Source organism: Siccirubricoccus soli (assembly GCF_024178315.1).
In the GTDB taxonomy this organism is placed as follows: Bacteria; Pseudomonadota; Alphaproteobacteria; order Acetobacterales; family Acetobacteraceae; genus Siccirubricoccus; species Siccirubricoccus soli.
Map to the genome: position 1 here is coordinate 1 of NZ_JAMZIK010000291.1, position 1,466 is coordinate 1,466.

Annotated in this window: 2 protein-coding genes; both read left to right on the forward strand. The window is 77.8% G+C overall.

All coding sequences use genetic code 11. The features are described 5' to 3' along the window. Positions 1–544, forward strand: a 544-nt coding sequence (locus tag NJ376_RS28435) for a hypothetical protein (RefSeq protein ID WP_252956712.1), incomplete at its 5' end; no start/stop codon positions are given. Between the two features lie 145 nt (positions 545–689). Next, a partial coding sequence (locus NJ376_RS28440; RefSeq protein WP_252956713.1) for a hypothetical protein occupies positions 690–1,466 on the forward strand: 777 nt, incomplete at its 3' end.

Consider the following 1,466-nt stretch of genomic DNA (forward strand, 5'->3'; position numbering starts at 1 on the left):
CCTTGCCACCTATCAGGAGGCGCAGCGGGAGGCGGAGCGGCAGGACGCGCTGGAGGCGGAGCTTGCCCGGCTGGAGGAGGAGCGTGGCCGCCGCCGCCTCGCCTGCCCCCTGCCAGTGGAGCAGCCGCCCCCGCCCGAACCACCGCCACCCCCGCCGCCGCAGCGCCGGGCCGAGACGCCGCCGCCACCCCCACCGCCCCGGCGGGAGGAGCCGCCGCGCCCGCCGCCTGGTCCCCCGCCAGGGACCCAGCCCTGCGACGTGGAGACGCGCTCCGGCGGCTATGGCGTGACGCGCACCCGGCATTTCCTCGGCCCCACGCCGGGGCTGGCGGTGCTGGACTACGATATGCGGCTGGAGCCGGACCGGCTGGAGGTGTTCTATCAGGGCCGGCCGATCTCTGGCACGGGCGGCTTCGTCAGCTTCCGCGGGCGGCTGCAATTCCCCTGGCGGCCCCAGGGCAACGACCATGTGGTGGAGGTGGTGGTCACCGGCCCCTCTGCCAGCACCCAGTGGCGCTACCGGCTGAACTGCCCCATCCGCTAAATCCCCGTGACGTCGCTTCGCGCCGTCACGGGGGTCCCGGAGTCGCTGTGCTGTTGGCGCCTCGCACAGCCTGCCGCGGCCAAGCCGCGGCAGGACAGCCGGCTGCGCCGGGGCGCTTGGCGCCCTGCGTCCGGGACGCGGCGCGGTGAGCGGGGCTCCGCTCCTCCTCGACCGGCGCCGGGCGGCGGCGCTGCGGCCGCTGCTGCCGGCGCGCCCGCCGGCCGAATGGCATGCGGCGCTCACTGCGGAAATCGCGGCGGGGCTGGGTCCTGCCCATGCCGCGCTGCTGGCAGCGCCGGTGCAGGAGGGGGAAGAGATCGCCTGGACCGCCCCCGGCGCGCGCAGCAGGGGTTTCAGCGCTCTCTCCGCCGCCGATCGCCGCGCGCTGACCGAGGCGCTGGGGGCCATCCTCTCGGATATCCGACGCCTGGGGGAAAGCGGCGCGGCGCCAGCGGTCGCCGCGTCCTGGCCGGCGTTGCGGGAGGTGCCGGACCTCGACTCCATCCACGCCGTAGATGGCCGCCCGGTGCTGACCGCCTGGGCGCATATCGGCGCGCGAGCGGAGCGGCCACCGGGCCTGCTCGCCCGCTTCGATGACGGCCGCGCCTGGCAGGCCCCGCCGCGCTTTCCCTGGCGGCGCTGGGGGCTGGCCGGCGGGGCGCTGGCGGCCGGCGCCCTGGCCGCCGGGCTGCTGCTGCCGGTGGTCGGCGCCGCGCTGGTGCCGGCGGAAACCCCGCAATGCCGCATCGATCCCGCCAGCCTCGGCCTCTTCCGGGAGGCGCAGCGGGAGGGCGGGCGGCAGGACGCGCTGGAAGCCGAGCTCGCCCGGCTGGAGGAGGAGCGCGGCCGGCGCCGCATCGCCTGCCCCCTGCCCACCGCCCCGCCCCCGCCCGAGCCGCCACCGCAGCGCCAGGCCGAGGCC